This is a genomic window from Streptomyces laurentii, assembly GCF_040635425.1.
GTDB lineage: Bacteria > Actinomycetota > Actinomycetes > Streptomycetales > Streptomycetaceae > Streptomyces > Streptomyces laurentii.
Map to the genome: position 1 here is coordinate 1 of NZ_JBEYHT010000044.1, position 23,386 is coordinate 23,386.

The window sequence follows — 23,386 nt, forward strand, 5'->3', positions numbered from 1 at the left end:
GGCAGTTCGACGTCGACAAGCGGTCCGGCCGCGCGCAGGGCCGCGGACTCGCCGTCGAGGTCGGTGACGAAGGGGTCGAGCACGATCGGGTGTACGAGATCCGGACCGCTCCCGTCGGCCCGCTCAGCGCGTGCCGACCGCCGCGCGCACGGCCCGCCGTGCCATCGCGCAGTCGTCGTGGAGCCGCCGCAGCAGCAGCCGCTGTTCCTCGCCGGGGGACAGCTCGCCCGCGGGCATCGGGACCGACCCGGCCGGCGGCGCGTCCCGGATCGTGCGCTGCACCGCCGTCTCGTACGTACGGATCTCACGGGTCAGCACGATCATCAGGTTCACCAGGAACGCGTCCCGGGAGGCCGTCCCCGCCTGCTGCGCCAGCTGGCTGATCTGCCGCCGGGCGAGCGGCGCGTCCCCGAGTACCGACCACAGCGTCGCCAGGTCGTAGCCCGGCAGGTACCAGCCCGCGTGCTCCCAGTCCACGAACACCGGACCGGCGGGGGACAGAAGAATGTTGGAGAGCAGGGCGTCACCGTGGCAGAACTGGCCCATGCCTTGCCGGCCGCCCGCCTGCGCCAGGCCGAGCAGCAGCTTCTGCAGGTCGTCCCGGTCCCGGTCGGTGAAGAACCCCAGCTCGTGATAGCGGGCGATGCGCGCCCCGTAGTCGAGCGGCGCGTCGAACGTGCCGGCCGGCGGACGCCAGGCGTTCAGCCGGACCACGGCGCTGAGCGCGGCCCGCAGATCCGCGCGGGGTGGCGCCTCGACCGGGTGACGGGTCAGCGCCGCGGCCCGCCCGGGCATTCGCTCGATGACCAGCGCGCAGCTCTCCGGGTCCGCCGCGAGCAGCCGCGGCGCGCGGACCGGAGGGCGGTGCCGGACGAACGAGCGGTAGGACGCTATCTCGTGCCGGAACCGTTCGACCCAGGACGGTGAATGGTCCAATAAGCACTTGGCTACGGCGGTCGCCCGGCCCGTGGTGCCCACGATCAGGGCGGAGCGGCCGCTGCGGCGCAGCACCTGCACCGCGTTGAAATCCGGGCAGATCCGCTGGACGGAACCGATCGCCTTGCGCAGTTGGGCGCCGTGGGGGCCGGACAGATCGATCCTCCCGCTCGGTGCCTGGATGGTGCTCCCCGCCCAGCGCCTCGGCGGCCGCGCGGATCCCTGCACCGGAACGGGATACGGTCCGGAACCGGCCGCCGCGACGGTGCGCACGAGCGGCCGGGGCGGGGCGGTCACGGAGGACGATGCTGTGAACATGGAGGAGACAGATCCCTTCGTGCGCCGACGAGTTGCGTGCGTCGCCCCGCCCGCCCGACCGGACCGCACCCTGGGGAATGAGGGCCGGGCGACGGGACGGGGTGGCGCGTTCCTACCCGACACCCGGGCGCGGGTGGCGGAACATCGGGCGGACCCTGGCGAACCCTGGCGAATGTTCGCCAGGCCCAAACCGGAGGGCTAATGTCAACTCAGCCGAGAACCTGGGGGCTTGGACGTGACAGGGCAGACCAACACCCGCCTGGCGGACCTCTTCGGCCTGGCCGGCTGGTCCAAGGGCGAACTCGCGCGACTCGTGAACCGGCAGTCGGCGGCCATGGGCCACCCGCAGCTGGCGACCGACACCTCGCGAGTGCGGCGCTGGATCGACAAGGGGGAGATCCCCCGTGATCCCGTACCGCGGGTGCTGGCGGCGCTGTTCACCGAGCGACTCGGCCGTGTCGTGACCATCGAGGACCTCGGTCTGGTACGACGCGGGCGCGCCGGAACCCGGCGGGACGTCAAGAGCAACGACAACCCCGACGGGCTGCCCTGGGCGCCCGAGCGTACGGCGGCGGTCCTCACCGAATTCACGGGAATGGACCTCATGCTCAACCGACGCGGCCTGGTGGGCGCGGGCGCCGCGCTTGTGGCCGGCTCCACGCTTACCCACGCCATGCACGACTGGCTCCACAGCAATCCTGCCCGACCCGGCGCCGTCCCCCGCGCCGTCGACCCCCTGCACGCCGATTCCGCCGGATACGACCGCTACGAGGCCGCTCCCATCGGATCGGAGGAGATCGAGGCGCTGGAACACTCGGTCCAGGTCTTCCGTGCCTGGGACGCCTCACGCGGCGGCGGCCTCCAGCGCAAGGCCGTGGTGGGTCAGCTCAACGAAGTGGGCGGCATGCTTGCGTACCACCATCCCGACGCGCTCCAGCGCCGGCTGTGGGGCGTCGCCGCCAACCTGGCCGTCCTGGCCGGCTGGATGTCCCACGACGTCGGGCTCGAACCCACCGCCCAGAAGTACTTCGTGATCGCCGCGCATGCGGCACGCGAGGGAGGCGACCGGCCGCGCGCGGGCGAGGCACTGTCCCGGGCCGCCCGCCAGATGGTCCATCTCGGCCGGCCCGACGAGGCGCTGGACCTCATGAAGCTCGCCACCTCGGGCGCGGGGGAGCGGCTGCTGCCGCGCACCCGCGCCATGTTCCACACCATCGAGGCGTGGGCGCAGGCGGCCATGGGCCAGGGACAGGAGATGCGCCGTACCCTCGGCGAGGCCGAGGAACTCTTCGTCTCCGACCGCGGCGACGAGAAGCCGGGCTGGATGCAGAACTTCGACGCGGCCGACCTGCACGGCATGCAGGCGCTCGCGTACCGCACCCTCGCGGACCACGATCCCGCGGCCGCGGTGCCGGCGCAGCGGCATGCCCGGAAGGCGCTCGAACTGCGCAGCAAGGGTCACGACCGGTCGCGGCTCTTCGACAACATCTCGCTGGCCTCGGCCTATTTCATCGGTGACGACCCCGACCAGGCGGACAGCTACGCGCGTCTCGCCCTGCTCTCGATGGGCGACACCTCCTCGCACCGGACCTGGCAGCGGCTGCACGAGATGTACCGGCTGACCGGCCAGTACGCGAGCTACAGCAAGATCGCCGAGCTGCGGGAGGAGATCGAGGTCGCGCTGCCGAAGGCGCCCTCGGACACGCTCCGGACCGGGGACGTGTGACCGCGCGGACCCGCCGTACGGGGACAAGGGTGCCGGGTGACGCGGCCGCCTGCCGCGGCACACCTCAGGAGACACGGGTACGGAGACGGTGTTCCCGCCGGGCCGTCGGCCGGCCCGGAATTCAGCTGCCGGCTCCCACGCGTACGGCCATCACACAGGCGTCGTCCGCGCGCGGACCCTCGCCGAACTCCGCCACCACCTCCCTGACGCACTCCTGCGCGTCCCGTGCGGCGGCCAGCCGTGGGGCCAGGGCCAGCAGACGGTCCTGCCCGTCGTCGTCCCGCGGGTCACCGGACCGGGCCAGCCCGTCGGTGTGCAGCAGGAGCAGGTCGCCGGGGAGCAGTGGCGTCTTCGCTTCCCCGTACGCGGTGCCGCTGGTGGCGCCGAGCAGCGCCCCCTCCGGGCGGCTCAGGGCACGTCCTTCCCCGGCGCGGAACAGCAGCGGGGCGGGGTGGCCCGCCTGCGCCCAGACGAGGGTGCGGGCGGCGGGGTCGTAGCGGCAGCAGAGCGCGCTGCCGAGGGCGGGCTGGGCGGCGGTCTCCAGGAGCTGGTCGAGATGCCCCATGAGGGCACCGGGCCGGATCCCGGCGACCGCCATGCCGCGCAGCGCGCCCAGGAGCATCGCCATGGAGGAGGTGGCGGCGACACCGTGGCCGGTCAGATCGCCGACGGTGAGCAGCGCGTCCCCGTCCGGGAGTGTCAGGGCGTCGTACCAGTCGCCGCCGATGAGCCCGGTCGACGCGGCCGGCAGGTAGAGCCCGGCCACGTCCAGGGGGGCCGGGCCCTCGTGGGCGAATCGCAGCGAGCCGCGCCACGGCGGCAGCACGGCTTCCTGCAGTTCGACGGCGACCCGCCGCTCGGTGTGCGCGATCTGCTGGTGCTGCCGCAGACTGTCGCGGCTCTCGCGGACCGCCCGCTCGCTGCGGCGCAGCTCGCTGACGTCCCGTAACACCGCCCACATCGACGCGGTGCAGCCGCTCTCGTCGAGCACCGGCTCGCCGCTCATGTGCACGGTGCGGACCCGGCCGTCGCCGCGGACGATGCGGAACTCGCCGTCGATCGGCCGTCCGTCGATGAGACAGTCCGTCACCATCGCCTGAAGGGCGCCCTGGTCCTCGGCGAAGACCAGGGACGGCAGTTCGTCGAGGGACATCGCCCCGGTCTCCCGGGGGCGGCCGAAGATCTGGAACAGTTCCTGGGACCAGTGCACGTCGTCGGTGAGCAGATCCCACTCGGCACTGCCGACCCGGGACAGAAGCGAGCCGGGGAGGCGGGGCGTGTCGGGTCCGGGGGAGGGGGCGTAGGCGGCGGGGGAGTCGACCGCCCGCTGATCCGGGAGCCCTTCCTTGATCTGATCCAAGTGCTCGCGCAGATCGTCGAGTTGATGGACGGCCAGATCGAACAGGGCGCGCTGCCACCGGATCTGCGGGTCGTCCTCGTTCACGACGGCGTCCCGGCGAACCGCGTCCACGCCTCCGCGCAGACGGCGTGTCTGCGTGATGAGAGCGTCCACCGCGCCCGGCTCGGGCGGCTGGGCGGAACGGTCCGCGAACAGAGGGGAGGGCATGTCGTACTCCGATGCAGGCGACGTGGCTCGGCCAAGTCTGGTGGGGGAGGCCCGAAGACGACTTTCGCACAGCCCGGTAGCCCCCGTAAGTGATTTGGCAACACTCGATACGGTGGTGCTTATGGCATATGCCAAGGGCCCAGGGGGGTTCCGGACATGCGCCGACGGCATTTCGGCCACACCGACACGGGTTACGGTGCAGGGGTGGCGAGGAACGACGTGACGAACACAGTGGGTACGGCGGTGCTGCTCGCGGCGGCACCCGCCGGGCGGGGTCGGGCGATGGACGCGGCGTCGGTACTGCCCGTCCTCGCGGCGGTACCGACGGGAGTGCTGGCCGGAACGCACATGGCGACGGTCGTCGAACTGGCGGACCCGCTCGACCCGCAGAGCGTCCTCACCCGGCTGCGCGCCGCAGCCGCCACGCCGGGGCCGCTCGCCCTCTACCTCGCGGGCCAGCTCCAACTCGACCGCCGCCAGCGGCTGGCGCACCTGGCCCTGGCCCGCAGCACGCCGGCCACCCTGCGCTACACAGGTCTGCCCTGGCACTGGCTCGCCGGCGAACTCGCCCCGCGCAGGCCGGGAACGACCACGGTCGTCGCCGACCTGGCCGCCGACCCCGAACTGTGGCAGCGCCTCACGGACACGCCCGACGCGCTCCAACTCGGTCCGTCCGTCGCCCTTTTCGCCCATCTCACGCCTTTTCCCCGGCGTGGCGTCCTCGCGACCCCCGACTACCTCCGCCACTTCGCCACGATCTGGCGCTCGGGCGCGCGGCCCCCGCTGCCGCAGCTCCACGAGGAGGCGGCGGCCGCCGCCCGGGAGGCGGGGCGGGAGGACGCGATCCTGCTGAGCCCGGGGACGCCGGGCGGAGCGTTCGGCGCCGCGCCGACGGTGGCGGGGACGGGCACGGCCGGGGCGATAGGCGGCGGGTACGTGCAGGGAGCGCCGGAGGTACGGCCCCCCGCCGGGCCCGGCGTGTCGGGTGCGGGTGCGAGTGCCGGAAGCCCGGGCGGCGTGCCCGGCGTGTCGCCCGCGAAGGGCGACGCCCACGGCCGGGCCGCGGAGCCGGTGGCCGGACCCGCCCCGATGCCTGCCGGAGCCGAGCCCCCTACCCCTGAGCCGGCGGCGGAACCCGCCGAGGCCACCCACACCCGCGCTCCGGCGGAAGCCGCGGGCCCGTCCGGCGTGTCGCATCCTTCGGCCCCCGGCGCGCGGACCGCGCCCACCTCACCGCCGGCCGCCCCGGCTCCGGTGGCCCTCCCTTCTCAGGCGGGGGCGGCGGAGGCTCCTTCCGCTCCCGGCCGTACGAGCGCGCCGGTGAACGGACCGCGCGCGCAGGCCCCCGAGCAGCCGCAGAATGCCGAGAGCGCGAGCCCGGCGGCACCGCCGGAGCCCGGCGCGGCGGCCCCGGCGCCGCAGCCCCCAGCAGCCGTCCCTGCTCCAGGCCAGGGCGTCGTGCCGCCCCGGCCGCCCGTGCCCGCCGCCCCGCCGGTGGACGGCCCGCCCCGGCCCGGGAGCGGGATCGATCCGCACCCCGCGATCCTGGCCGCCGCGCGGGCCGGCCGGCACGGCGAGGCGGCCGGCATGGCCGCCGCCTGGGAGAGCGACGCCCTGCGGCGCCACGGACCGCGGTCGGGCGAGGCCGTGCACTGGGTGGAGGTACGGGCCGACCTGGCGCGGCTCGCGGACGAGCCGGCCCGGAGCTGCGAGCTGTGGATCGCCGCGGCGCAGGCCCGCCTGGGGCTGTGCCAGGGCCCGGACGAGCCGGACGTCGAGGGCGCGGTCGACCGCGCGCACCACCAGTGGGAACAGATCACGGACCCCGTACGGGCCCGCGCCCTCGGGCCCGCCCTCATCGAGCTGCGCCGCCGCGTCCCGGGCCGCCGCGCGGGCGCGCTGGCCGCGCTCCAGCGCAAGATGACCTGAGGTCCCCGGCCTCAGGTGATGGCCCCGGCCGTACGGTCCCGGGGCCTGACATCATCGGTGTATGCCCACCCCGCCGGCCCCCTCGGTCCCCGTCCCCGCCCCGCTCGTCACGGAGCGGCTGGTCCTGCGTCCCGTACGGACCCGGGACGTGCCGGCGGTGACCCGGCTGTGGACCGACCCGGAGGTACGGCGCCACCTGGGCGGGCCGGTGGCGGACGCCGTGGTCCGCATCCGACAGCGCCGGATCGTCGGCGCGTCGCAGTGCCGCGCTGTCGAGCGGACCCGGGACGGCGCCGTCATCGGTCTCGTCACGGTGGAGCCGGACGGGCGCGGGGGCGAGACCGAGGTCTCGTACCAGTTCCTCCCCGAGTACTGGGGGCAGGGCTACGCGCGCGAGGCCGTCGCGGCGGCCGTCGCCCGGGCCCTGGAGGACGTGCCGAGCGTCGTCGCCGTCACCCAGGAGGCCAACGTCCGCTCCCGGCGCCTGCTGGAGGCGGTCGGGATGGCGCATGCCGAGTCCTTCGTGGAGTGGGACGCCCACCAGGTGCTGTACCGCCGCACCGCGCCCGGAAAGCGGTGAGCGGCGTCCGCTTCCCGTACCGGAAAAGCACGGGGAGCGGACGCCGCCGAAGGGGGACCGGCCGGGGCCGGATCCGTCACGTCCTCCGCTTGCTCATGAGCATGCCGCCCGCGACGAGGGCGAACAGACAGACACAGGCACCGGTGAGCACATTGCTGAGGACCACGCCGGTGTCCGGGGTCCGGGCGACCACCCACGGCGAGACGATCAGCCAGGCGCCGAGGAGCAGCACCACGAAGTTGAGGTCCTGCGCCCGCTCGGGGGCCATCGACATGCACAGGCCGAGGACCGCGATGGCGATGCCCGCGATCAGGTTGCTGATGGCGAGTTCCGGCCTCGTGGCCGCGAAGTGCACCGTCCAGGCGGAGACCGCGGCGTAGATCCCGCCGACGATCACCAGTTCCTCGACGGCCGCCACGCCTCTTGTCTCGAGCATGCGGGCGTAGCGTTCCCGCATTTCCGGAGCGTCCGGATGTCCCCTGAGGTCACCTGGACGGTGATGGACGTCGGCCATGTGACTCGCCTCCTTCGGCGTCGTGCGTGTCCGACCGAGCGTGCGGCGAGGGATACCGCGATTCCATTGTGCTCTTATCTGACCTTTATGTGTAGTTCTGGGTGGAAAGGAATCGGCGGGGGAGTGAGGAAGGACGGGGACGCGCGACGTGCCGCACCGCCGCGCACAGGTCACTGTGCGCGACGGCGCGGTACGGCCGTCGTCTCCGGGAGTCCGCCGCCCGGGGCGTCAGCGGGTGTACGGGCGGGTGATGATCTCCATGTTGTGCCCGGACGGGTCGTCGAAGTAGGCGCCCCGGCCGCCGAAGAGGGTGTTGATCCGCCCCGGCTCGGTGTGGCCGGGATCGGCGAAGTACGTGACGCGCATCCGCTCCAGACGGCCGATCATCGTGTCGAACTCCTCGTCCGGCACGAGGAACGCGTAGTGGCCGGGGGTGAAGTCCCCGTCCGTCTGGTAGTAGTCGAGCGTGACGCCGTTGCCGGTGTCGACGGGCAGGAACGGGCCCATGGGCGAGCCGACCGCCAAGCCGAGTACCTCGGCGAGGAATTCGGCGGAGACGCGCCGGTCGTGCGCGTGGACGATGGTGTGGTCGAGCTGGACGGCCATGAAAGGTCCTTTCACGGGAAATCGAGGAAGCCGCGCGTACGGAAGGCCCCCCGCCGGCCGCGTGAACGCGACGGCGGGACAGCCGACCCAGGCGGCTCCCGCGCCCGAGGGCGCGCGGCGCTCACGCCACGGCCGGGCGCCTCTCTCGATCACGGCGCAAGGCCGACCCGGCAGTCATACCGTCACGCTAGCCCGCGCCGAACGCCCCCGGCAACACGGTTCCGGCCGGGATCGACAAGGGAGCGCGCCTGGTCGGTGCGCACGCGCCCGGATCCGGGCGGCCTCCCCGAAAAGAATTCCAACCCCCTGGAACGAGGCCCCCGTTACCGTCGACGCATGCCGCAGCTGATCGCCCCGACCCCGCGCCTGCACGCCTCCTGGCTGGCGGCCCATGCCGAATGGGCGCCCGGCGGCGACCCCGGCCGCGCCGGCCTCTGGCTCGCCGCCGAAGGCGACGACTTCACCGACCCTGAGGTCTTCGCCGCCTGGGTCGCGCTGCTGCGCGACCAGGCCGGCCACGCCCGGCCCCTGCCCGGCGGCCGGGTCCCCACCGCCCACTGGTGGATCGCCGAGCACGGCATCGTCCTCGGCGCCATCGACCTGCGCCACGCGCTCGACGCCTTCCTGAGCGAAGCCGGCGGACATGTCGGCTACAGCGTCCGTCCCTCCGCCCGCCGCCGTGGCCTCGCCACCTGGGCCCTCGGCACCGTCCTCCCCGAGGCTCGCCTCCTCGGCCTCGACCGCCTGCTGCTCGTCTGCGACGCCGCGAACACCGCCTCGGCGCGCGTCATCGTCCGCAACGGGGGAGTCCTGGAGGACGTCCGTACGACCCGACACGGCGTGAAGAACCGTTACTGGATAGACCTGTAGGCATGGAGGCCTACGGGAGGCTCGGTCGGGTGCTCCTTCTACGATGAGCACCCGGCAAAAGGAGCACCGTGGATCTCAGAGCACCCGTACCGTCGCGGAGGCTTGGGCCGTACGCGTTGACCGATGACGGGATCGCGGTGCTGCTGGCCCACTACGAGTTTCACGATGCCGGCATCCGCCGGGTGATCATCGACCAGGAGTTCGGGTGGGAACCGCGGGGGCGGGTCGTGAGGCTGGTGATCGACGCTCGGGTGAGGGACGAGGGCCATCGGTGGGAGCCTGTGTGCCTGGACCTGGCCGGCGTGCGGCGCTTCCGGATCGACGAGAGCCCGGGGGCTCCCGCGGGGGTGCTCGTCGACGCCCCGCGGTTCACCCGGTTCGACGGGCTGATACAGGTCGACCTGTGCGCCGAGCGTTTCGGCAGCCTCCGTCCCCGCAGCGGACAGGAGGTCTTCGAGGGCTCGGAGTGGGTCTTCGAGGCGGTCGAGGGCACATGGAGTGTCCTGGAACCGTGGAGCGTGTGACCACCCGTCCGCCGTGCCCCGGCCCTACGAGGGCCTGCGTGGGGACGGCTCGTACTCGTCCGCCCGCAACGCGAACACCCGCACGCGCCGATCGCAGGTGGGATTGACGGTCTCCCGGACCGGCCGCATCCCGAGCTTGGTCATGATCCGTTCCGAGGCGTCATTGCCCACCTGGGCGATGCTGACGATCCGCTCAAGACCTCGCTCCTCGAACCCGAACCGGACGGCGGCCGCGGCGGCCTCGGTGGCCAGACCCTGCCCCCAGTGGGCACGCCCGAGCCGCCAGCCGACCTCGACCGCCGGCAGCACCTCCGGCAGGAAGTGGGGCACCGAGAGGCCGGTGAACCCGGCCAGTTCGCCGGTGGCCCGGACCTCCACGGCGAACAGGCCGAAGCCCCGCGACTCCCACTCGCCCTCCCACGCCCGGATCCCGTCGCGGGTCTGCCGCTCGTCACGGACGCCGCCGTCCCGGATCCACCGCATGACCTCGGGGTCGGCATGGATGGCGGCCAGGGGCGCGACGTCCTCCTCGCGCCAGCGGCGCAGGATCAGCCGGGGAGTCTCCAGAGTGACCATCCCGCCATTCTGGATCACCCGCGGGTTCCTCGTCAGGGGCACCCGCACTCCCAGGCGTCCGTCACGGTGTCCGCCGCGCAGCCCTCGCGCTCGTACACCGCCCTCAGGGCCGCCGCCGCGTGCGCGCGGTCGACCTCCTCGTAACCGAACCGTTCCTCCGCGAGCCGGACGACGTCCTCGACGGTCACGATCGCCGGCTCGCCCCGCCCCGCCGTGTGCCGCGCGGTGGTCAGGGCCAGTTCGGCGGAGCGGTTCACCGCCCGGACGTACGCCCGCCAGGCGTGGGCCCGGGCCCGTCGCGGCGCGATCGGGCGGGTCGCCCGCCCCGTCCAGCGGGCGCCCGCCGCGATGAGGCCGGTGCCGGCCAGGACGACCAGGGCACCCAGTACGGTGTCGGCGCTCACGTTCACACCGCCTCCCCTTCCCTCGCCCGCGCCACGCCGAACCCGGGCGGCACGCACCGGAATTCAAGTTCCTTCGCCATCCCCACGTCCGTCCGGCCGTCAGTCGTCGGACCGGAAGCCGGTGCTGCCGTCCGGGAGGAACGCCTCGACCTCCGCGCCGTGCTCCACGGTGCGGCTCACCGTGCAGTACTTCTCGTGCGTGAGCCGCACGCCCCGCGCGAACACCTCCGCCGCCCGCGGGTTGCTGTCCGGCAGCTCGAACTCGTAGCTCACCTTGATCCGCCCGATCCGGCCGTCGTCCTCGGGCCCCGACGTGCCCTCCACCACGATCCGCAGCCCGTCGTGCTCGACGGCCCGCGCCGTACGGTCGATCACCAGCCCGCCGCAGCCGCCCATCGCCGCGAGCAGCAGCTCGACCGGCGTGAACGACGGCTGCGCTGCCGCGTCGTCGTCGGCGGCGATCCGCACCTCCGCGCCCCGGTCGTTGCGGGCGGTCCAGGTGCGGTATCCGGTACGGACGGTCTCGATCCGGTACTCGTCGGCCATGACGGCATGCACTCCTCGCGATCGGCTCGGGCACGCGCGCGCGTGCCCGAGCCATCCCATCATTCCCGGGGCCGTCGACGCGATCGGGCACGCCCCGTGCGCGCAGCCGGTCCCTGGCGGCGGGGTGTTGACTGCGGGCATGACGACGATGGGCGTGGCCCGCCCCGACCAGGGTGCCTACCTGCTGCGGACCGCGGCGATGGACGCGGGACGCGCGTACAAGGAGGAACTGCTCCGGCTGCTCGATCCACGGCCCGGCCAGACCGTCCTCGACGTCGGCTGCGGCCCCGGCACCGATCTGCCCGCGCTCGCCGAACGCGTGGGCCCCGAGGGGCTGGTGATCGGGGTCGACCGCGACCCCGCGATGCTGGCCGAGGCCCGCCGGCGCGCCGAGGGACTGCCCCGGGTGGAGGTACGGCGGGGCGACGCGCACGCTCTGCCCGTGACGCCCGGCTCGGTCGACCTCGCCAAGACCGACCGTGTCCTCCTGCACGTCGACGACCCGGCGGCCGCCCTCGCCTCCCTGCACACCGCGACCCGGCCGGGCGCCGTCGTCGGCCTCGTCGAACCCGACTGGGAGACGCTGATCGTCGACGCGCCGGACATCGGCACGAGCCGCGCGTTCACCCGCTTCGTCGTCGAGGACACGGTCCGCAACCCCACCGTCGGCCGCGCCCTCGGGCGGCTCGCCGCTCAGGCGGGCTTCACCGTGGACACGGTGCACGCCACCACGCCCGTCCTGCGCGACGCCGAGACCGCCGACTACACGCTCGGCCTCGGCCGCAACCTGGAACGGGCCGTCGCCGCGGGCCATATCGAGGCGGAGCGGGCCCGGCGCTGGTTCGCCGGGCTGTCGGAAGGGCCGTTCCAGGCGTCCTTCACCCTGTTCACCGTGCTGGCCCGGCGCTGAACGATCCCCCCGATCCCCTGTACGCACCCAGGGAACCCAGGGCGGACCCGGGTACGCCGACCCCTCGACTGAGTACCCGGGGCACGCACGGCTGAGTACGTGGTCCCATGTCCCGCCCCCGGCCACGCTGCTGGACTTGTCCCCATGAGCTTCGAGTCCCCCCGCACCCGTCCGGTCCGCCGTCGTCCGCTCCGGCGCCCGGACACCCGGCCCCGCCCGCGCCCGGGTACGCACCCCCGGCGCCGGGCGGCGGCCGCCACGGTCACCGCGACCGCCACCGCGACCGGTTCGGCACTCGCCGTGGCCCTGCTGCCGGTCGTGATCGGCGCCCTCCTCACCCGCTCCGCCGGCGGCGACCCGATGGCTTCCGTCAACGCGCTGATCGCGGGCGGCGGCCAGCGCGCCCGGCTGTCCCGCGTCCCTCTGCGCGGCTGCGGCGGCCGGGCCGTCGCCCGGGCCCGCGGCGCCTGGGACGACCGGGCTCCGCGCACCCGGCGGACGCCTCAGGCGTGACCCCGCACACGACCCGGCGCTGAACTCCCCGTCCCGGCCCACCTCGTGCCCGTACACCGCGCGCGAGGTGGGCCGACCGCTGCCCGGCCGCGCGACCGGCTTCGAACGTGAGGGCTTGGCGTTCCCGCCGTGAAAAGCTGCCGCGTTCCGGCCCCATGAACCGCCCGTTCGAGTGATGATCCACTGGTCACACTCACGGGGCACACTTCCGGGCCACCGCCGCACACGTCGAAAGGGCAGCGCCGATGGACGCGCAGGACCGCGCCGCGCACCACGAAGAGGGACCGCGACAGCGGCCGGAGCGACAGCGGCGAGGGGAAGGGGACGACGGCGCCCCGTCGTCGCGCGGCATCGGCCGGCGCCGGTTCCTCGGCTACGTCCTCGCCGCGCCGACCCTCACCGTCGCCGCGGAACTCGGCGAGCAGGTCCTGGCCCCCACCCCCGCGGCCGCCGCCGAGACGGCCGTCGTGCCCGCCGTGGTGCCGTCGCTGCCCGGCCCCGCCGACATCTACGACCTCAACGACATGCTCACGCATGCCGCGCTGCCCACCGCGAACCTCATCACCATCCGCCTCGACCCGGACGGCACCGCCCACTTCGCGCTGCCGCGCGCCGAGGTCGGACAGGGCATCACCACCTCCACCGCGATGCTGATCGCCGAGGAGATGGACCTGCCGCTCGACCGGATCAAGGTCACCCTGGCCGACGCCCGCCCGGAGCTGCTGTTCAACCAGCTCACCGGCGGCTCCAACAGCACCATCTCCACCTACACCCCGGTCCGCGTCGCCGCCGCCGTCGCCCGCGGCCGGCTGCTGCGCGCCGCCGCGCTGGAACTGGGCGCGGCCGTCGGAACCCTGACCGCCAAGGCCGGGGTGATCACCTCGGCGGCCGGTGTCCGCCTCACCTACGGCGAACTGGCCGTCAAGGCGGCCGCCTTGACGGACACCCAGGTCTCGGTCGCGCTGAAGGAGCCCGAGCAGTTCCGGGTCATCGGCACCGCCCAGCGCCGCCTCGACGCCCTCGAAGCCGTCACCGGACGCAAGAAGTTCGCCATGGACGTCCAGGTCCCCGACGCCCTGCCCACGATGGTCTGCCGGCCGCCCACGATCAACGGCACGGTCCGCTCCGTCGCGAACCTCGCCGAGGTACGGGCCATGCCCGGCATCACCGACGTCGTCACCGTTCCCACCGGCGTCGCCGTCCGCGGCCGCACCTTCGGCCAGTGCATCGACGCCGTGCGGGCCCTGCGGGTCACCTGGGGCCCCGGCACCGCCGAAGGCGCCTCGGACGCCACCGTGCTCGCCGAACTCCGCAAGGCCGAACTTCCGCTCGTCGTGCCGCCGCTGGACCTGATCACCAAGGCCGTCGACACCCGCTTCACCTTCCACTTCGCCAGCAACAGCGCCTTGGAGACCAACTGCGCCGTCGCCGACGTCCGCCCCGGATCCGCCGAGATCTGGGCCAGTCTGAAGTCGCCGATCGTCGCCCAGGAGAAGATCGCCCTCCAGCTCGGCCTGCCGGTCGGTGCCGTGAAGGTCCATGTCACCGAGGGCGGCGGCTCGTTCGGCCGCAAGCTGTTCCACGACGCGGCCGGCGAGGCCGCCGCGATCTCCCGTGCCATGGGCAAGCCGGTCCGCCTCATGTGGCACCGCACCGACGACTTCCGCCAGGGCCGTACGCACCCGATGGCCACCTCCCGGGTCCGCGCCACGTACGCCCTCGGCCAGGTCCTCAGCTACGAGCAGCGGCACACCTCCGTCGCCACCGACTTCGGGCACGGCCTCGGCGAGATCATCACCTCCGAGGTCGCTCGACTCCCGGTCGCGGACCTGACGTTCTCCGAGACGATGTACCAGCTCACCCAGTCGACCCCCTACCACTTCGGGCTGACCACCCAGCTGCTCAACGAGGTCGACCACGGCTTCAACACCGGCTCCATGCGCGGCATCTACTCGCCGAACGTGCGCTGCGCCCAGGAACTCGTCGTCGACGCGCTCGCCGGCAAGATGGGCGAGGACCCGCTCGCGTTCCGCCGCCGCCACCTCAAGGACGAGCGGGCCCGCGCCGTCCTCGACAAGGTCGCCGAAGCGGGGAACTGGGGACGGAAGATGGCCCCCGGCACCGCGCAGGGCATCGCCCTCCATCCCGAGTACCACGCCTTCGTCGCCGTCCTCGCCGAGATCGACTGCCGCCCGGAGACCACCGGGCGCGAGATCCCCGACGCCTACACCGGCCCGCGCGTCACCAAGATCGTGTGCGCCGTCGACGTCGGCCTCGCCGTCAACCCGCGCGGCCTGGAAGCCCAGATGATGGGCGGCATCATCGACGGCATCGCCACCACCCTCACCTCCAGCCTGCATTTGAAGGACGGGCACTTCCTGGAGGGCAGCTGGGACAACTACTTCTACTCCCGGCAGTGGAACACCCCGCCCGAGCTGCAGATCATCGTCATGCCGCCGACCACCGGCAAGCCCGGCGGCGCCGGCGAACTCGCCGTCGGCGCCTCCATGGCCGCCGTCGCCTGCGCGTACGGCCGGGTCACCGGCACCATGCCGACCACCTTCCCGGTCAACCACGGCGAGCCGCTCGCCTTCACCCCGCTGCCCACCACCCCGCCCATCCCCCCCTCCCCGACCGACGGCCGCTCCCGCACCCGCTGAGCTCCGCGTATATCCGACCGGCACACCACCACCAGGAGCCTTCGTGCCCCAGCACACCTTCATCCTCAACGGCAAGGCCGTCACCGCCGAGGTCGAGGACGACGTCCGCCTGCTCTGGGTGCTCCGGGACGTCCTCGGCGTCACCGGCCCCAAGTACGGCTGCGGCCTCGGCGTCTGCCAGGCCTGCACCAGCCACCTCAACGGCAAGGCGTTCAACCCCTGCACCGTCCCGGTGAAGGACCTCGAGGCCACCGACGAGGTCACCACCATCGAGGGCCTGCCCGCCACCGTCGGCCAGGACCTGCACCCCATGCAGGAGGCCTGGCTCGACATCGACGTCGCCCAGTGCGGCTACTGCCAGCCCGGCCAGATCATGGCCGCCGTCGACGCCGTCCGGCGCGCCCGCGAGGCCGGCCGGGAGGTCGACGAGGCCGACCTCGACCAGATCCGCAACATCTGCCGCTGCGGCACCTATAACCGTATTCGCGAGGCCATCAAGGAGGGCGCCCGCCGCATGCCGTGATCCCGAGGTCCCCGACCCCGTGACCCCGCCGGCCCGGCGGCCCTCCGCACCGACGACAGGAGCGCCGCCGATGCCGGGAAAGATCGTCCTGTTCCTCTCCGTCTCCCTCGACGGCTACGCCGAGGGAGTGGACCACGACCTGAGCTGGCACCGGGTCGACGAGGAACTGCACCGGCACTTCAACGAGGAACTGGCCGCCATGGGCGGCTTCCTCAGCGGGCGCCGCACCCATCAGATGATGGCGGAGTTCTGGCCGACCGCCGATACCGACCCGGACAGCACTCCCGCGATGCGCGAGTTCGCCGGAATCTGGCGCGACGCCCCCAAGACGGTCTACTCCACCACCCTGTGGCGGGCCGACTGGAACACCACCGTGGTCCCCAGGGTGGATACCACGGAGGTACGCGCGCTCGCCGCGACCGCCACCGGCGACCTCGCCCTCGGCGGCCCCACCCTCGCCGCCGCCTTCCGCGCACGCGACCTCGTCGACGTCTACCAGCTGTACGTCCACCCGACCCTCATCGGCCGCGGCACCCGCCTCTTCCCGCCCACCGACACCACCTCCGATCTGCGCCTCGACCGGACCCGCGCCTTCTCGAACGGCGTCGTCATGCTGCGCTACGAGCGCGTCGCCACCCCGGCCGCGCCCCGCACCGACTGATCACCCCGGAGCACCCCGGAGCACCCGAGCACGGCCGACGCCGGACGAGTGCGTCCCCGGCCGCCGCCACGGGAGACCGGAGGCGGCCTCACACCGGGATCCCACCTTTGTCTCCCCGTCATACCTGAGAGCTACCCGCCAGGTTGGCTCTCCGGTGGGACGCCGACCACAGCGCGCGATTCCTACCTTCCGTAACACCACCCGGTTACGGAAGGACTCCCATGGCCACCCACCCGCGCGGCGAGCGCCGCGCACCCGCCCGACCGTCCGGCCGACTGCCCGGGCGGCTGCGCCGCACCGTGCTCGCCGGGCTCGTCAGCGCCGCCGTGGCGGCGTCGGTGGTGGGAGCCGCCCGGCCCGTGGACGTACCCGCGCCCGTGCCGCCCGCGGTCGCACCGCTGACCCCGGCCGGGACGACGGAGCTGGCCGCGGAGCTGGCCGAGCGGTACGGCGCCGAGCGGGCGGCCCTGCGGGACGCGGCGCGGACGGCCCGCGCCCACGGGGCCCGGCACCGGGCCGAGGCCCTGACCGCGATGGCGACGGCCGAACGCAGCTTCCTCTCCTTCGACGGACGGGACGGCGGGCGCGGGATCGAGGTCGTCGGCGACCTGGCCCGCGCCGACCGGATCGCCGTGCTCGTGCCCGGTGTCGACACGACGATCGACAGCTACGGCCGTCTCCAGCGCGGTGCGGTGGCCCTCCAGAAGGAGCTGGGCCCGCGCGCCGCCGTCGTCGCCTGGCTCGACTACCGCACCCCCGCCACCGGCAGCGCCGCCTCCGTCACCCCCGGCCGCGCCGACCAGGCCGCCCGCACCCTGCACTCCTTCGTCGACGAACTGCACCGCGTCCGGCCCGACGCCCGGCTCACCCTCCTCGGCCACTCCTACGGCTCCGTCGTCTGCGCGCTCGCCGCCCCCGGCCTGCCCGTCGCCGGCATCGTCCTCTACGGCAGCCCCGGCACCAGCCTCGACCGCGCCGCCGACCTGCGCACCCGCGCCACCGTCTGGGCCGGCCGGGCCAGTGGCGACTGGGTCGCCGAGGTCCCGCACGTCAGCGTCCCGCTGCCGGCCGGCAGCCGCCTCGGCTTCGGCACCGACCCGGTGGACCCCGCCTTCGGCGCCCGCCGCTTCGCCGCCGGCGACGGCGGCCACAGCGACTACCTCGCCCCCGGCTCCGTACCCCTGCGCAACCTCGCCCGGATCGTCGACGGACAGGAGCCCGACCGTGCCTGACACCCTGCGCCGCCTCGCCCACCGCATCGATGCCGCCACCCCGCCCGACCGCGACCGCGCCCTCGACGCGCTGCGCGCCCTCGCCATCCTCGGCGTGATCCTCGGCCACTGGCTGGTCACCGCGCTCGTCGCCGACAGCGGCACCCTGCACGTCGAGAGTCCCCTCGGCCATCTGCCCGAACTCACCCCGGTCTCCTGGGTGTTCCAGACCCTTGCCGTGTTCTTCCTGGTCGGCGGATACGTCGCCGCCCGCGGTCACGCCGCCGCCCGGGCCCGGGGCGAGCGCGACAGCCGCTGGATCGCCGCCCGGCTCCGCCGGCTGTTCCGGCCCGTCGTCCCGCTGCTCGCGGTCTGGCTGGTCGCCACGGCCGGCATGCTCGCCGCCGGAGTGCCCTGGCAGACCGTGCACACCCTCGGCAAGCTCGTCCTGTCCCCGCTGTGGTTCCTGCTGATGCTCGCCGCCCTCACCGCCGCCACCCCGCTCGTCGCCCGCATCCATCCGCTGTGGCCGCTCGCCGTCGTCGTCCACGTCGACCTCATACGCTTCGGATTCGACGGCTCCGACACGCTCGGCTGGCTCAACCTGCCCGCCGGCTGGCTCGTCCCGTACTGCCTGGGCGCCCTCGTCGCCCGCCGCGGCCCGCTCGCCCCGGCCGCCTCCTGGACCCTGCTCCTCGGCGGCGCCACCGCGACCGGCCTCCTCGTCGCCTTCGCCGGCTACCCCGGCTCCATGGTCGGCGTGCCTGGCGCCCCGGTCTCCAACCTCAACCCGCCCACCCTCGCCGCCGTCACCTTCGGCCTCGCCCAGTGCGGAGGCGCCCTGCTGCTCCTCGGGCCGCTGCGCCGCGTCCTGCGCCGGCCGGCCGCCTGGGCGGCCGTCGCCCTGCTCAACCTCTGCGCCCTGACCGTCTTCCTCTGGCACCAGACGGCCATGATCGCCGTCACCACCGGCGGCCTGTTCGTCGCCGGTCTCCTCGGCCACGGCCCGCTCACCGGGCTGCACACCGTGCCCGACGACCCCACCTGGATCCTCGCCCGGCTCGGCTGGCTGCCCCTCTTCGCGGGCGCGCTGCTGCTCTGTCTCGCCGCCTTCCACACGTACGAACGCGCCACCCGCGGCGCCGGCCGCAAGCCCGCCCCCGCCGTGTCCGCCCCCACCGGATCCGCCCCCACCGTGCCCGCTCCCAGGCGGCACTCCGACACCCCTGCGGCGGCCCGGAATGCTTAGTACCGCGGCCGCACTAGGCTGTCCCCGAATACCGAACACGCAAGCGAGGAAGGCATGATGGAGGACTCGACACGGTGGCGGGCCGCGCTCCGTGCCGCACCCGGCGTGCTGAGAGCCGACCTCGCCTTCGGCCGCCGCGACCCGTTGCCCCGGCACGCCCATCTCGGCCGCCTGCCGCACGGCCATCTGATCCTGCTCAGCGCCATCATGGGCGTGTGGCAGCTCAACCTGTACGAGCGTGACCCGTTCCCGATGTCCAGCATCCTCACCCTGCTCATCGGGCTCCAGGCCGTCGCCCCCGTCCTCGCCCTCACCCGGCCCGCCGCCGCCTGGTGGCTCTCCACCGCCTCGCTCGTGCTCACCGGCTTCGCCGCGGCACCCTTCTGGGGCACCCCCTGGCCCTGGAGCGCTCCCGCCGTCGTCCTCCACACGCTCGTCCAGCTGCTGCTCGCCCTGCGCGTACGGCCGTTCACCGCCGCCACGGCCCTCGTCCTCACGGTCCTCGTCACCATGGGCGGGGCCGCCGGCCACGCGCCTGCCATGGGGCATCAGTCGCTCCTGTCCGCCGGTGTCCTCGTCACCACCGCGGCGACCGTCATCGGCTCCTCCCTGCGCGCCGTCCGCCTCTCCCGCACCCGCCTCGTCGAACAGGAGGTGCTCACCGCCGAGGAACGCGCCCGGCGCGCCCTCCTGGAGGAGCGCGGCCGGATCGCCCGCGAGCTGCACGACGTGGTCGCCCACCACATGTCCGTCATCTCCATCCAGGCCCAGGTCGCCCCGCATCTGGTCATCGACCCGTCCCCGGAGCTGCGCGAGAACCTGGCCGGCATCCGGCAGAACGCCGTCGACGCCCTCACCGAACTCCGGCGCGTCCTCGGGGTGTTGCGGGGCGACGGCGACCCGGGCGACGCCGCAGCGGGCGTACGGCACGCCCCGCAGCCCACCCTCGACCGGCTCGGCGAACTCCTCGCGGGCGTCCGCGCCGCCGGCCTCGACGCGACCGTACGGTCACACGGCGAGCCGAGGCCGCTGTCCCCGGGCACCGAACTCTCCGCGTACCGCATCGTGCAGGAAGCTCTCAGCAACGTGATGCGGCACGCCCCCGGAGCGCGCGCCACCGTGGAGACCCACTACCACCGCGAGGGCCTGACCGTACGGGTCGCCAACACCGCCCCGGCCGGCCCGCCCTCGGCGGACCGGGGGCGGGAACCCGGGCACGGGCTGCTCGGCATGCGCGAGCGCACGGCCATGCTGGGTGGCGAACTCGCCGCCGGCCCCACCCCCGACGGCGGCTGGGAGGTCACCGCCGTCCTCCCCGCCCCGCTCGCCGGGCCGCACCCGGCCGCCCCACCCCGCCTGAAGGACGGTTCATGAGCAGCGACGACATCAGGGTCCTGATCGCCGACGACCAGAGCATGGTCCGGCAGGGCTTCACCGTCCTGTTGAACGCCGAGCCCGGCATCGAGGTCGTCGGCCAGGCCGTCGACGGCGCCGACGCCGTCGCCCAGGCCGGCGCGCTCACCCCCGACGTCGTCCTCATGGACGTCCGGATGCCCGGCACCGGCGGCATCGAGGCCACCCGGCTGCTCACCGAGCCCGCCGACGCCACGGTGAAGGTGCTGATCCTCACCACCTTCGACCTGGACGAGTACGTGTACGAGGCGCTGCGCGCCGGCGCCTCCGGCTTCCTCCTCAAGGACGCGTCGGCCGAGGAACTCGCCCAGGCCGTACGGGTCGTGGCGCGCGGCGACGCGCTGCTCGCCCCCAACGTCACCAAGCGGCTCATCGCCGAGTTCTCCCGGCTCAGCCCCGTTCCGCGCGCCCCGCTGAAGGACCGCCTCGGCGCGCTCACCGAGCGGGAGACCGAGGTCCTGACCCTGATCGCGCAGGGCCTGTCCAACGCCGAGATCGCCGTCCGGCTCGTCCTCGCCGAGCAGACCGTGAAGACCTTCGTGAGCCGGATCCTCGCCAAGCTGTCGCTGCGCGACCGCACCCAGGCCGCCGTCCACGCGTACGAGACCGGCCTCGTCCGACCGGGCGGAATCTGACCCGGATCGCGAAGAACCGCTTCGAAGAACCCGGACCGCCGGAACCCGGACCACCGGAATTCGGCCCGCCGAATCCGGACCCACGCTCCGGAAAACGGGACGGTCCCCGTCACCGTGACCCGGCGGACCGGGCACGGCGACGGGGACCGTCGCGAGAGGGAGAGCGCGGGGCGCGGGCGTCAGACGCCCGGCGGGACCCGGGACGGGCGGCCCGAGCCGCGCGTCAGGACGTAGCCGCCGACGCCCGCGAGGGCCGCGAGCACACCGCCCACCGCGGTCCAGATCCAGCGGTCGGACCACCAGGTGGAGGCCCAGCCGCCCTCCGGCCCCCGGGCCTCGGCCGCCTCCGGCGTGGCGGCACCGGGCACCAGCGGTACGGCGAGCGCGCCGTCCGTGGCGTACGCCCCGCCCGTGGAGTGCGAGGCCGCGCCGACCCGCGCCGAGAACGGCTGGCCGAGGTCGTCCTCGGGCAGGCCGGTCACGGTCAGCCGGACGAAGTAGCTGCCGGGCAGCGGGTCGTTGGACCAGGTGTCGGCCGCGGCCCGTACCGGGCGCAGGGTGCAGGCCAGCTCCACCGTCCCGGCGTCCTTGGCCGCGGACCGGGCCTGGGTGCCGTACATGCACGGCTGGCGCCGGCGCAGTCCGTCGTACACGTCGATGCGCCAGGTGGACGCGCCGTGCCGCAGCGCGGCGCCGGGCAGCGTGACGGTGGCGGCGACGGTGGGCCGCTCGCCGGTGTCGGCGGGGAACGACCAGTACAGGTAGTCACCCGTGGACCCCTGCGCCGTGGCCTGCTGTCCCTGCCGGAAGAAGGCCGCGGTACGGAACGAGGTGCCGGCCTCGGTCGGCCCGCCCTCCGCCGCCGCGCCGCTCGCGCTGCCGCTCGGGACGGGGGTCGGGGTCGCGCTGTCGGCGAGGCCCGCCGGGGCGGCCGGGCCGAGCAGGGCGGCGCCCGCGAGCACCAGACCGGCCGTCAGCCGGCGCAGTGCGGTGGAGGCATGGGTGCGACGGTCCTCGCGGATCCGCGCGCGGGGATTCCTGCCGTACGTGGTGCGCATCAGTTCGTCCTCCAGACGGCGAAGCGCCAGCGGGACAGCCAGCCCCAGATCAGGCCGCCGAGGAAGCCGGCGAGCACGAGCGTGCCGAGCAGCCACCAGCCGCGGCCCAGGCCGAAGGAGGCGACGTCGGAGGCCGCGTCGGGACCGTCGACGACGTCGATGGCCAGCTCCACCGGCATGCCCGGGGTGGTCTTGACCGACGCGGGAGCGGAGAACGAGTTGCTGACCTGGAGGCAGACCGTCTCGGCGGCCGGCTTGCTGTCGTCGTCGAGCGCGTCCTGGTCGTCCTTCTTCGGGTAGCGCAGGCCCGTCGAGATCACGTCCGTGCGCCCGTCGCCCGCCTCGGCGCCGCGGACGATCTCCCGGCCGTGCGCGGTGACGGCCCGCAGCAGCACGCCGTAGTCGTTGTTCACCGCGCGGTCGGCGGAGATGCTCACCGAGGCGCGCAGCTCCTGGCCCGGCAGCACGTCCACCCGGTACCAGCGGTGCTTCCCGAACTCCTGGCGGTCGGTGTACAGGCCCGGCTTGAGCTGGGGCGCGTCCATGCAGCGCCCGGAGCCCTCGGTGGCGACCGGCGTGACGACCGGGTCGGCCGCACGGTCCACCAACTGCTGCACACGGCCGGACAGTTCCTCGGTGCGGTGCACGGAGGTGTACGTGCCGCCGGTGGCCTCGGCGATGCAGGTCAGCTGACGGCGGGTCTTGGCGTCCGGGACCAGGCCGAGGGTGTCGATGACCAGGTGGATGCCCTGGGCGGCGATGTCGCGCGCCACCTCGCACGGGTCGAGCGGGGCGCAGGTGTCCTCGCCGTCCGTGATGAGCACGATTCGCTTGGTCGCCTCGCCGCCCTTGAGGTCCTCGGCCGCGCCGAGGAGCGCCGGGCCGATGGGGGTCCAGCCGGTGGGGGCGAGGGTGGCGACGGCGGTCTTGGCCTCGGTCCGGTCGAGCGGGCCGACCGGGTAGAGCTGCCGGGTGTCCTTGCAGCCGCGCTGGCGGTCCTGGCCGGGGTAGTCGGCCCCGAGGGTGCGGATGCCGAGCCGCACCTCCTGCGGGACCGCGTCCAGGACGTCGTTGAACGCCTGCTTGGCCGCGCTCATCCGGGACTGTCCGTCGATGTCGCGCGTACGCATCGAGCCGCTGACATCGAGCACCAGCTCGACCTTGGGTGATTCCTTGGGGGAGTCGGCGTCCGAGCCCGCCGGGCCGTCGTCGGCGGCCGCTCCGGTCGGGAGGAGTCCGACGGTCAGGGCGGCGAGCAGCGCGCAGGCCCCGGTCGCCAGCCGTTTTCTCGTGATCATCGGAGGATCGTAGGGAGGATCGTCCGACAATCCAAAACGGGGGTGATCTCCGTCTCTTGAATGCCGGTCAGACCCCGCTCGCCCGGAAGCGGGCTCGTCACCCCTGTCCTCGCGCCCTGCCCCGCCGGCCGGTCCGCCCGCCCGGATGGATACCGTGCG

The 23,386-nt window shown here is 74.0% G+C and carries 23 protein-coding genes; 14 read left to right on the forward strand and 9 right to left on the reverse strand.

Annotated elements, in window-relative coordinates:
- Positions 1 to 123: 123 nt before the first annotated feature.
- Positions 124 to 1,254 (reverse strand): aminoglycoside phosphotransferase family protein, encoded by a 1,131-nt coding sequence (locus ABZ693_RS24490; protein ID WP_359881012.1) that lies wholly within the window; start codon positions 1,252 to 1,254, stop codon positions 124 to 126.
- 235 nt (positions 1,255 to 1,489) lie between these two features.
- Here ABZ693_RS24490 and ABZ693_RS24495 point away from each other — a divergent pair, with 235 nt between their 5' ends.
- Entirely contained in the window at positions 1,490 to 2,980 is a 1,491-nt protein-coding gene (locus tag ABZ693_RS24495) for a DNA-binding protein NsdB (protein WP_359881163.1), read from the forward strand.
- A gap of 121 nt (positions 2,981 to 3,101) precedes the next feature.
- On the opposite strand, the gene ABZ693_RS24500 is transcribed toward ABZ693_RS24495, so the two are convergent.
- Positions 3,102 to 4,547: a PP2C family protein-serine/threonine phosphatase gene (locus tag ABZ693_RS24500; RefSeq protein ID WP_359881014.1), complete on the reverse strand. Its 1,446-nt coding sequence runs from the start codon at positions 4,545 to 4,547 to the stop codon at positions 3,102 to 3,104.
- Between the two features lie 219 nt (positions 4,548 to 4,766).
- Here ABZ693_RS24500 and ABZ693_RS24505 point away from each other — a divergent pair, with 219 nt between their 5' ends.
- Positions 4,767 to 6,476, forward strand: coding sequence for a hypothetical protein (locus ABZ693_RS24505; RefSeq protein WP_359881016.1), 1,710 nt, complete (start codon positions 4,767 to 4,769; stop codon positions 6,474 to 6,476).
- Positions 6,477 to 6,537: 61 nt separating this feature from the next.
- Positions 6,538 to 7,056: a GNAT family N-acetyltransferase gene (locus tag ABZ693_RS24510; protein ID WP_359881019.1), complete on the forward strand. Its 519-nt coding sequence runs from the start codon at positions 6,538 to 6,540 to the stop codon at positions 7,054 to 7,056.
- Positions 7,057 to 7,132: 76 nt separating this feature from the next.
- Here ABZ693_RS24510 and ABZ693_RS24515 read toward each other — a convergent pair whose 3' ends face one another.
- Positions 7,133 to 7,492, reverse strand: coding sequence for an SPW repeat protein (locus ABZ693_RS24515; protein WP_359881021.1), 360 nt, complete (start codon positions 7,490 to 7,492; stop codon positions 7,133 to 7,135).
- Between the two features lie 306 nt (positions 7,493 to 7,798).
- Positions 7,799 to 8,176 (reverse strand): VOC family protein, encoded by a 378-nt coding sequence (locus ABZ693_RS24520; RefSeq protein WP_359881024.1) that lies wholly within the window; start codon positions 8,174 to 8,176, stop codon positions 7,799 to 7,801.
- A gap of 336 nt (positions 8,177 to 8,512) precedes the next feature.
- Between ABZ693_RS24520 and ABZ693_RS24525 the strand changes: the two genes are divergently transcribed.
- Both ABZ693_RS24525 and ABZ693_RS24530 read left to right on the forward strand, forming a co-directional pair.
- On the forward strand, positions 8,513 to 9,046 hold the full coding sequence (locus ABZ693_RS24525; RefSeq protein ID WP_359881027.1) for a GNAT family N-acetyltransferase: 534 nt from the start codon (positions 8,513 to 8,515) through the stop codon (positions 9,044 to 9,046).
- 116 nt (positions 9,047 to 9,162) lie between these two features.
- On the forward strand, positions 9,163 to 9,570 hold the full coding sequence (locus ABZ693_RS24530; protein ID WP_359881030.1) for a hypothetical protein: 408 nt from the start codon (positions 9,163 to 9,165) through the stop codon (positions 9,568 to 9,570).
- Positions 9,571 to 9,594: 24 nt separating this feature from the next.
- Here the strand turns inward: ABZ693_RS24530 and ABZ693_RS24535 are convergent, their stop codons facing one another.
- The 3 genes from ABZ693_RS24535 to ABZ693_RS24545 form a co-directional block, all read right to left on the reverse strand.
- A complete protein-coding gene (locus tag ABZ693_RS24535) occupies positions 9,595 to 10,146 on the reverse strand; it encodes a GNAT family N-acetyltransferase (protein WP_359881032.1) in 552 nt (183 codons plus the stop codon).
- A gap of 32 nt (positions 10,147 to 10,178) precedes the next feature.
- On the reverse strand, positions 10,179 to 10,550 hold the full coding sequence (locus tag ABZ693_RS24540; protein WP_359881035.1) for a hypothetical protein: 372 nt from the start codon (positions 10,548 to 10,550) through the stop codon (positions 10,179 to 10,181).
- 99 nt (positions 10,551 to 10,649) lie between these two features.
- Positions 10,650 to 11,096, reverse strand: coding sequence for an OsmC family protein (locus tag ABZ693_RS24545; protein ID WP_359881037.1), 447 nt, complete (start codon positions 11,094 to 11,096; stop codon positions 10,650 to 10,652).
- 139 nt (positions 11,097 to 11,235) lie between these two features.
- On the opposite strand from ABZ693_RS24545, the gene ABZ693_RS24550 reads away from it, so the two are divergent.
- The 9 genes from ABZ693_RS24550 to ABZ693_RS24590 all read left to right on the forward strand — a co-directional run bounded on the left by ABZ693_RS24550 (position 11,236) and on the right by ABZ693_RS24590 (position 20,871).
- On the forward strand, positions 11,236 to 12,006 hold the full coding sequence (locus ABZ693_RS24550) for a methyltransferase domain-containing protein (RefSeq protein WP_359881039.1): 771 nt from the start codon (positions 11,236 to 11,238) through the stop codon (positions 12,004 to 12,006).
- Positions 12,007 to 12,150: 144 nt separating this feature from the next.
- The gene (locus ABZ693_RS24555; protein ID WP_359881040.1) at positions 12,151 to 12,519 is read left to right on the forward strand and encodes a hypothetical protein; all 369 of its coding nucleotides are present in this window, start codon (positions 12,151 to 12,153) and stop codon (positions 12,517 to 12,519) included.
- Positions 12,520 to 12,764: 245 nt separating this feature from the next.
- Positions 12,765 to 15,179, forward strand: a complete 2,415-nt coding sequence (locus ABZ693_RS24560; RefSeq protein WP_359881043.1) for a molybdopterin cofactor-binding domain-containing protein — start codon at positions 12,765 to 12,767, stop codon at positions 15,177 to 15,179.
- 43 nt (positions 15,180 to 15,222) lie between these two features.
- A complete protein-coding gene (locus ABZ693_RS24565) occupies positions 15,223 to 15,702 on the forward strand; it encodes a (2Fe-2S)-binding protein (RefSeq protein WP_359881045.1) in 480 nt (159 codons plus the stop codon).
- A 70-nt stretch (positions 15,703 to 15,772) separates the two neighbouring features.
- Entirely contained in the window at positions 15,773 to 16,363 is a 591-nt protein-coding gene (locus ABZ693_RS24570) for a dihydrofolate reductase family protein (RefSeq protein WP_359881048.1), read from the forward strand.
- Between the two features lie 221 nt (positions 16,364 to 16,584).
- Positions 16,585 to 17,595 (forward strand): alpha/beta hydrolase, encoded by a 1,011-nt coding sequence (locus ABZ693_RS24575; RefSeq protein ID WP_359881050.1) that lies wholly within the window; start codon positions 16,585 to 16,587, stop codon positions 17,593 to 17,595.
- A complete protein-coding gene (locus ABZ693_RS24580; protein ID WP_359881052.1) occupies positions 17,588 to 18,823 on the forward strand; it encodes an acyltransferase family protein in 1,236 nt (411 codons plus the stop codon). The genes ABZ693_RS24575 and ABZ693_RS24580 overlap by 8 nt, the downstream gene beginning before the upstream one ends.
- Before the next feature lie 57 nt (positions 18,824 to 18,880).
- Positions 18,881 to 20,197, forward strand: a complete 1,317-nt coding sequence (locus ABZ693_RS24585) for a sensor histidine kinase (protein ID WP_359881054.1) — start codon at positions 18,881 to 18,883, stop codon at positions 20,195 to 20,197.
- Entirely contained in the window at positions 20,194 to 20,871 is a 678-nt protein-coding gene (locus ABZ693_RS24590; RefSeq protein ID WP_359881057.1) for a response regulator, read from the forward strand. Before ABZ693_RS24585 ends, ABZ693_RS24590 begins: the two co-directional genes overlap by 4 nt.
- 179 nt (positions 20,872 to 21,050) lie before the next feature.
- Here the strand turns inward: ABZ693_RS24590 and ABZ693_RS24595 are convergent, their stop codons facing one another.
- The gene (locus tag ABZ693_RS24595) at positions 21,051 to 21,929 is read right to left on the reverse strand and encodes a hypothetical protein (RefSeq protein ID WP_359881059.1); all 879 of its coding nucleotides are present in this window, start codon (positions 21,927 to 21,929) and stop codon (positions 21,051 to 21,053) included.
- On the reverse strand, positions 21,929 to 23,227 hold the full coding sequence (locus ABZ693_RS24600) for a VWA domain-containing protein (protein ID WP_359881062.1): 1,299 nt from the start codon (positions 23,225 to 23,227) through the stop codon (positions 21,929 to 21,931). Before ABZ693_RS24600 ends, ABZ693_RS24595 begins: the two co-directional genes overlap by 1 nt.
- Positions 23,228 to 23,386: the final 159 nt, after the last annotated feature.